Source organism: Hydrogenimonas sp., from assembly GCF_029932565.1.
Taxonomy (GTDB): Bacteria; Campylobacterota; Campylobacteria; order Campylobacterales; family Hydrogenimonadaceae; genus Hydrogenimonas.
Window position 1 is genome coordinate 1 of record NZ_JAOZPV010000079.1, and the last position, 7,233, is coordinate 7,233.

Consider the following 7,233-nt stretch of genomic DNA (forward strand, 5'->3'; position numbering starts at 1 on the left):
TTTTCGGTGGTGCAGACCATCTCTTCGCCGCAGCAGACCAGCGTACCGCCGCCCACTGCCTGCACCTCTACTTCGTTGCCACATGTCATGCATTTGTAGGTTTCGTATTGTCTCATGAAACACTCCCCCTCACCTGATCGATGAATTCACTGATATCTTCGTGCAGTGCCATCAGATCCTCCTCGTGTTCCACCTCGTCGGCAAGAATCTGGCTGACAATATCGTAGGTTACGATGTCCTTGCCCTGGGTCATCTCCGCCAGCTGACTGTAGACGCCGATGGCACACTGCTCACCCTTGATGGCGTCCTCGAGTATTTTCAGCACATCGAAATTTTCCGGTGCATCGTAGCCGCAGTTGGTCTGTTTGAACCAATCCTGCGGATGAAGAATCGGCGTACCACCCAATTGGATGATACGATCGGCTACCATACCGGCATGGCGCAGCTCGTCCGCCGCGTGCTGGTCGAGTTCTGCGATCGCCGCATCCTTCATGATTCCTTTGACCACCTTGCTTTCGATGTAATACTGATAATAGGCCAGCCACTCATCCGCATATGCACGGTTGAGCAGATTGATTACTTCATCGATTTCGACACCTTTGATGATTGAATTGCCACGTGTTGCCATATTGACTCCTTTTATGGAAAATATTTTTCCTTTAATAATTATTCAATAATTATACTTAAAAGGAGATTATTTTCCATGCACCCTTGCAAAGATTAACGCTCATATTAAAACTATTGATGTATAAATGGTATAGGATCATTTTTTTGGTAAAATACCGAAATTTTATTGGGGGATATCTATGAAAGGGACAGCAGAGTTGCTCAAAGAGCATCAGCTCAAGGTAACGCCACAGCGTTTGAAAATCGTCATGATGCTCAAAAAACACGGACATATCAACATCGAAGATCTCTACGGCGAGATGCTCAAGGAGTTTCCGAGCGTTTCACTGGCGACGATCTACAAAAACATCAATCAGATGATCGACAACGGTTTGATTCAGGAGGTCAAGCTTCCTCGCAGCAAATCGGTCTATGAGTTGATCAAAGATCCGCATCTCCATATGGTTTGCGACAAATGCCATAAAGTCGAAGATGTCGTAGTCGGCACGGAAAAGATTATCGAAGAAGCCGAAAAACTGAGCGGCTATATCATCACGGAAAGCTTCATTACCCTTCGCGGCATCTGCGCCGAATGTCAGGCAACACAGTAGAACCCATCTCAGTGTCTATGCTTCCGAGGAGCCGGTTTCGGGCTTCTCCTCCTCGTCCATGGTGTGGTCGTCCGATGTAACGACATTTTTACCTCTCTGTTTTGAAATATAGGTATAGCCGTCGACACGTTTGAAGATGGAAAATGCGTCGTCACTCTTTTTGAAAGAGGAGACACCGACGCTGATTGTCACCTTGCATCCCGCCAGAAACGAATGTTTTTCCACACTCTTCTGCAATCCGTCGGCTATCTGTTTCGCCTGCTCTTCGTCGACAGGTGAAACGAGAACGGCGAACTCCTCACCGCCAATCCGAAACAGAAGGTCCGATTTTCTTATATCATACATGATCACCGATGTGATTTCACGCAAGACCTCATCCCCCACATCGTGACCATATCTGTCATTGATCTGTTTAAAATTGTCTATATCGAATATGATAAGACCGAACCCTTTGCCGTATCGTCGGTATTCATAGATAAACCGTTCGAGCATCTTTCCAAAATAGCGACGATTGTACGCACCCGTCAAAGGGTCGGTATGCGAGAGTATCTCCAGCTCTCTGTTTTTTCGTTTGATTTTTTCGCGATAGTTGTTGATCGCATCGGCCACGACTTTAAACTCTTTGATGGCGAACCCTTTCAGTGCCACATCGCGGTCATGCATCAGCGCATCGACCATCTGATTCAGACGGTCCGCATAGAGACGCTTGATAAAGAAGAGAATGCCCAGTATGACCAGAAAACTCAGGAAAAGGATGATTGCGGTACGCAAAAGGCGATTGTGATACTGTTGAAAAATATCAGCCAAATTGTACACGGTACGCAGTATGATGATCTCTTTGTTCAACGAATCGTTGAAAATATTCTCGGATATGGAGTAGACCACTGCCTCCTTTTTATCCGGATCGATCCGGTACAGAATATTCCGATTGCCAAACAGCAGAGCCACCCAGTCTGCCTCTTTCATCGCCTTGTCAAAATCGAATGTTATGTCGAGCTCTTTCCCGAAACGTTTCAGAAACTCCCGTTTGTCTTCCTCATGCCGTTTGAAGAAATCTTTTTTATCGGTATAGGTTTTATCGAGTCCTTTGATAAGGCCGTTGCTCGAAAGAGTCACTTCGATTGAGGTGACGTCGGGATAGCGTTCTTTGAGCAGACTTATCTCTCTTTTGATATTCTCCAAAGGAAAATAGTTGTGGGAAATCTGTACGAAGAAATCTCCATTTTTCGATAGAGCCAGCAGATATTTTCTGAAATCGTTCGTTGCAAACTGAAAATAGGGTTGCGATATATGGTAGGGAATGATTTTCTCTTTGACCATGTTGAAGATTTTGGATGCATACTCGTAATTTTTGAAATCGAGACCGACATCCATCGGGAACGAGGAACGTTTGACGACTTTGTCAAGATTGATGAGATAGATATCATAGGAACCGAATATGATATTCTCATTCAATTTTTTGTAAATCGGTTCGATCGGCTTGTCGAACGTGTTGAAATAGTTTTGCACATCCCGCAGTTTATGAAGATCCAGCTGTGCTGTTTTGTTGAAGACATAATGGAGTTTGTCGAAACTGCTTTTGAAATAGTCCTGAAGCTGGTAGGAATTGGTCTCCACTTTTTTTTGAAGTTCGACAGAAAACTCCCCTTTGATATAGCGATACTGCTCGAGACCTATTACTACGATGAAGAGAATCAGGACAATGACCAGTGCGACATTGAACACTCTCAAAGAAAAAAAGGGAGACTTCAATCTGACAATTCCTATCTATAACTGATGTTATTTCTTTTTAACTGACGTTACGCAGTATACGCCGCCATCCGTCAGACGAGAACGCATACGATGCAAGGCGAAAAGGTTCGGGCGTAGCCACAGCTACGTTCGGTTCTTTTCAACGATGTCAGCGTGTGCGTTATCGTCTGACCCAGAATGGGCGGGCAGCATCGCCGCAAGATTGCTGCGTTGCGATCGTAGCTTCGGCTACGCCTCACCGCCGCGCCTTGCACTCGTACAACGCTGATGCCGCGGATGATGGTTTATACTGCGTAACGTCAGTTACTAACATATCGTCGGATAAAACAAATTGTTCAGATATTATGCCGCTATCGGGATGAAATTACAACATATTTTGATTAAATTAGAGAGAAAAAGAGAAAGAAAAAAAGGACGGCACATGGGTACCGTCCTTCGGAAAAAAATCCCAGAGAATCAGGCGGGCATTACATCATGCCGCCCATGCCTCCCATTCCGCCCATATCCGGCATCGGAGCCGCTGCCGGTTTCTCTTCCTTGACTTCGCTGACCGTCGCTTCGGTCGTCAGGAGGAGGCTCGCAACGCTTGTCGCATTTTGCAGTGCGACACGTTCAACTTTGACAGGGTCGATGATACCCGCTTCCAGCATATCGACATACTCACCGGTCGCTGCGTTGAAGCCGATGTTTTCACTATCCGCAGATGAGACATTGTTCGCGACAACACCGGCATCGAATCCGGCATTTTCCGCAATCTGCTTGAGCGGAGCGCTGATGGCGCGCAGGATGATATCCGCACCGATCGCTTCATCCCCTTCAAGGTTGAGATCGACTTTGCTTGCAGCACGGATCAGTGCCGCTCCACCGCCGATTACGATACCCTCTTCAACGGCCGCTTTCGTTGCGGAGAGTGCATCGTCGACACGGTCTTTCTTCTCTTTCATTTCGGTTTCAGTCGCTGCACCGACTTTGATAACTGCCACACCGCCGCTCAGCTTCGCGAGGCGCTCCTGCAGTTTTTCACGATCGTAGTCGCTTGTTGTGCTCTCGATCTGAATTTTGATCTCTTTGATGCGTGCTTCGACAGCCCCTTTGTCCCCTTTGCCGTCGACAATGGTCGTGTTGTCTTTATCAATGACAACGCGGCCAGCCTGTCCGAGATCCGCAACGGTTGTACTTTCGAGAGTACGTCCCACCTCTTCGCTGATGACGGTACCGCCGGTCAGAACTGCGATATCCTGCAGCATCGCTTTGCGGCGATCTCCGAATCCCGGCGCTTTGACTGCTGCGATATTGAGAATACCCCGAAGTTTGTTGACGACGAGTGTCGCAAGCGCCTCACCTTCGACATCCTCCGCAACGATAAGGAGCGGACGACCGCTCTGCTGGATACCTTCGAGTACCGGCAGGATATCTTTGAGGTTGGTGATTTTCTTATCGGTCAACAGAATATACGGATTTTCGAGAACCGCTTCCATCTTCTCGGTATCGGTGATGAAATAGGGGCTCAGATATCCGCGATCGAACTGCATACCTTCGACCACTTCCAGTTCATCGACGATTCCTTTCGCCTCTTCGACTGTAATGACACCATCTTTGCCGACTTTGTCCATCGCTTCGGCGATCAGATCACCGATTTTTGTATCGTTGTTGGCCGAGATGCTTGCAACCTGTGCAATCTCTTTCTTGTCTTTGACCTCTTTGGCAATCTTTTTGAGTTCATCAATGATTGTAGAGGAAGCTTTATCCATACCGCGCTTCACTTCGATCGGATTGGCACCCGCCGTGATGTTGCGAAGACCCTCTTTGAAAATGCTGTAGGCCAGGACTGTCGCAGTGGTTGTACCGTCACCCGCCTCGTCGGCAGTTTTGCTGGCAACCTCTTTGACGAGCTGTGCTCCCATATTTTCGACAGTGTCTTTGAGCTCGATTTCACGGGCGACGCTCACACCGTCTTTTGTAATGCTCGGCGCACCGAAGCTTTTCTGAATGAGCACGTTGCGTCCGCGCGGCCCCATTGTCACTTTGACCGCATCGGCCAGTTTCTTCACGCCTTCGAACAGTTCATTGCGTGCACTGTCTGAAAAATGAATCTCTTTTGCTGCCATCTTTCACTCTCCTCTTATTTCAAAATTCCAAGAATGTCGTCACTGTTCAAAATCAGCAACTCTTTTCCGTCGACGGTAATCTCTGTACCGCTGTACTTTCCAAAGACGATACGATCGCCAACTTTGATGTGACCCTCTTCTTCGACTTCCGGTCCGATCGCCAGAACTTCGGCCTCCTGCGGCTTCTCTTTCGCATTGTCGGGGATGATGATACCCGATGCAGTCTGTTGTGGTTCGTCCACGCGTTCTACCAAAACCCGGTTAGCAAGTGGTTGGAAACTCATTGACGCTCCTTTCATATGGTTTAGTTTAGCAATTACTTTTTATAAGTGCCGAAATTTTAACCCAAAAAATTTTCTTTGTCAAGAGTTTTGTCATATTATTTAGTCGCTATTTTACATATTCTTTAGTGCAATAAGCTCAATGTTGATTTCGAATCCTATTATAGGCAATCCATGATATAATTCATACAATATGCATTTCAAAAAAGGACGGAATAGAATGAAATATGTGATCTCGATCGTGATAGTGATACTGCTGTTGCTGGGAGCGGCCTTTGGAGTGCTCTTTACGGCTCCGGGCAACAATATGCTCAAACCGGTTATCGAATCGAAAATTGCCGCGCAGGTTCCGCTACCGACAAGACTCGAAACATTCGTACTGCGGCCGGACCGTTTCGAGTTCGCCCTGCAGATCGGGGAAGATACCCGTGTCGTGGCGAAGGGATCGATGAATCTCATGGCCCAGTCGGTCGACGGAACCTATGATGTCGATATCAAAGAGCTCGCAAATCTTCAGAAACTGATCGGCCAGAAGCTCAACGGCCCCTTCAAAACCCACGGAACCATCAAAGGGGATCAGAAGTTGATGAAAATCGACGGAGTCAGCGACGTTGCCGAAAGTGCAACAGACTATCACCTCGCGCTGAGGAACTTCGAACCCGAAAACCTGACGGCGAAAGTTCTGCATCTGCACATCGACAAACTCCTCCATATGGTCGATCAGCCGGTCTACGCGAAAGGCCTGATCGATATCGATGCCGATATCCCGAGTCTGAACATGGAGGCACTGAAAGGCAATGTAGTCACCAATATCTCCAAAGGGCTCGTCCACCCGGATCCGGTCAAAAAAGATTTCAACCTCTCCATTCCTTCGAATCTGACATTCCATGGAGATATCACGACACGGCTGAGCGGTACCAAAGCGATATCGAATGTCGATTTCCATACCCCCATTACGACACTCAAAACGAAAGCGCTGACGTACGATATCAAAGAGGGGTCGCTTTCGACCGATTACACTATGCATGTCCCGAACCTCGACAGCCTCTATTTCATCACCAACCAGCATATGAAAGGTAAAATCACCGTAACGGGCGATGTCAAAACGGCAAAAAACATGGTCGATGCCACAGCCCACTCCAATACACTCGGCGGTGCCTTCGACGCCCACTTCAACAATGGCAAACTCGATGTCAAGGTCAAAAACATTCAGACAGTCGCCCTGACCGATATGCTGCTCTATCCGCATATTTTCGACTCCAAAGCCAATGTCACGCTCGACTACGATACAATCAAACAGCTGGGTACGATGCACGCCGAACTGCTCGATGGGCAAGTACTTCCGAACAAAATGAGTTTCATGCTTCGGCAAATGGCCAATTTCGATATTACACGAGAAGTCTACGAACGGACGACGATCGACACGAAAATCCTCAAAAAACAGCTCCGTTCGGATATCAACATGAAAAGCAAACTGACCGAAATCACATCCAAAGATGGTCTAATTGATCTCGAAAAGCAGATCATCGACATGACCATCAACGCAAAAATCAAGAAAATGTCCATCCCGGTGGTGATCAAAGGCAAGTTGGCTTCACCGGAAATCAAAATCGACAAAAAAGGTTTGATGAAAGAGAAAGCGAAAGAGGAGATCGAAAAAAGATTGCCCGAGGATGTCAAAAAATCACCCGCCGGCGATCTGCTGAAGAAATTCTTCTAATCGATGCCGGGCAGGCGCCCGGTATCTTGACACACCATCGCTTTTTGGTTAAAATACCGCTCCACAAACAGAGGTTGGCTGGGTAGCTCAGCTGGTTAGAGCGCTGGTCTCATAAGCCGGAGGTCGGGAGTTCAAGTCTCCCCCCCGCCACCATA

At 47.5% G+C, this 7,233-nt stretch carries 7 protein-coding genes and 1 tRNA gene; 3 read left to right on the forward strand and 5 right to left on the reverse strand.

Annotated features, from left to right (window positions below; translation table 11 throughout):
• The coding region (locus Q1K24_RS08395) for a desulfoferrodoxin FeS4 iron-binding domain-containing protein (RefSeq protein ID WP_300368808.1) at positions 1-116 on the reverse strand (116 nt) is incomplete at its 3' end.
• A complete protein-coding gene (locus tag Q1K24_RS08400) occupies positions 113-628 on the reverse strand; it encodes a ferritin-like domain-containing protein (RefSeq protein ID WP_300368790.1) in 516 nt (171 codons plus the stop codon). The genes Q1K24_RS08395 and Q1K24_RS08400, both read right to left, overlap by 4 nt.
• Before the next feature lie 178 nt (positions 629-806).
• Here Q1K24_RS08400 and Q1K24_RS08405 point away from each other — a divergent pair, with 178 nt between their 5' ends.
• Positions 807-1,217 (forward strand): Fur family transcriptional regulator, encoded by a 411-nt coding sequence (locus Q1K24_RS08405; protein ID WP_300368793.1) that lies wholly within the window; start codon positions 807-809, stop codon positions 1,215-1,217.
• Positions 1,218-1,232: 15 nt separating this feature from the next.
• Here the strand turns inward: Q1K24_RS08405 and Q1K24_RS08410 are convergent, their stop codons facing one another.
• The 3 genes from Q1K24_RS08410 to groES form a co-directional block, all read right to left on the reverse strand.
• On the reverse strand, positions 1,233-2,969 hold the full coding sequence (locus tag Q1K24_RS08410; RefSeq protein WP_300368796.1) for a GGDEF domain-containing protein: 1,737 nt from the start codon (positions 2,967-2,969) through the stop codon (positions 1,233-1,235).
• Between the two features lie 467 nt (positions 2,970-3,436).
• On the reverse strand, positions 3,437-5,077 hold the full coding sequence (groL, locus tag Q1K24_RS08415; RefSeq protein ID WP_300368799.1) for a chaperonin GroEL: 1,641 nt from the start codon (positions 5,075-5,077) through the stop codon (positions 3,437-3,439).
• Between the two features lie 14 nt (positions 5,078-5,091).
• Positions 5,092-5,361 carry a co-chaperone GroES gene (groES, locus tag Q1K24_RS08420; RefSeq protein ID WP_300368802.1) on the reverse strand — a complete coding sequence of 90 codons (270 nt, stop codon included), beginning with the start codon at positions 5,359-5,361 and terminating at the stop codon, positions 5,092-5,094.
• A 217-nt stretch (positions 5,362-5,578) separates the two neighbouring features.
• Between groES and Q1K24_RS08425 the strand changes: the two genes are divergently transcribed.
• A complete protein-coding gene (locus tag Q1K24_RS08425; protein WP_300368805.1) occupies positions 5,579-7,078 on the forward strand; it encodes a hypothetical protein in 1,500 nt (499 codons plus the stop codon).
• A gap of 76 nt (positions 7,079-7,154) precedes the next feature.
• Positions 7,155-7,231, forward strand: a tRNA-Met gene (locus Q1K24_RS08430).
• Positions 7,232-7,233 lie beyond the last annotated feature (2 nt).